The organism is Halococcus sp. AFM35, from assembly GCF_051195015.1.
In the GTDB taxonomy this organism is placed as follows: domain Archaea; phylum Halobacteriota; class Halobacteria; order Halobacteriales; family Halococcaceae; genus Halococcus.
The window spans coordinates 1-695 of sequence record NZ_JBNTJU010000106.1; the positions used below are offsets into that span (position 1 = coordinate 1).

Annotated in this window: 1 protein-coding gene; it reads right to left on the minus strand. The window is 50.2% G+C overall.

Annotated features, from left to right (window positions below):
* Positions 1-99: 99 nt before the first annotated feature.
* Positions 100-618 carry a carboxymuconolactone decarboxylase family protein gene (locus ACQUQO_RS18275; protein WP_435080087.1) on the minus strand — a complete coding sequence of 173 codons (519 nt, stop codon included), beginning with the start codon at positions 616-618 and terminating at the stop codon, positions 100-102.
* Between the last annotated feature and the right edge of the window lie 77 nt (positions 619-695).

Consider the following 695-nt stretch of genomic DNA (forward strand, 5'->3'; position numbering starts at 1 on the left):
TCACACCGAACTCCTCCTCACTCCGTTCATGAACCGACTTCGCTTCCAGCCGCAGTCATGCGGTTTTACTCTTAGCTAAAGACGAATGGTGTTGTAGTCTTATCGTTCATATGGATAGACGAGATCATCGGGATATGAGCTCGCATCGGCCGTATCGAGTTCGAGAGCAATACAAAAACGGTCAAGACCTATTTCGATACTAATGAATAGTAAAAGCTCGATAATCTCTGTCTCAGAGTAGGCTTCACGGAGATTCCCGAAAAACTCGTCAGTTATCTGGTGAGGTGTTTCAGAGAGCTGTTCGGCGAGATATACGGCCAGGTATTCGCGCTGTGTTAGGGCGTCAGCGTCGATATCTCCAAAGATCGCTTCTTCTCTGGGGGCGACCTCCTCACGCACTTCTTGGGTCCGAACAGTCGAGCAGTAGGCACACTGGTGAGCCTCCGCGATCTTGAGGCGCATCAACTCGAAGATTTCCGAGTCGATGTGTTCACTTTGAGAAAACTCCCGTAACAGAGAGACGATTTGCTTGAACAGACCCGGCTGATGGGCCATGGCTCCAAAGAATGCCGTATCACCGTACCAGTCGTTCTCAGCCTCGTGAAGTAGTTCGTTCACCAATTCCCGATTCGAGTATATAAAACGCCCCGCTCATCCGCTTGCTGACCGTTCGTGCTGATGATATGGAACCCTCA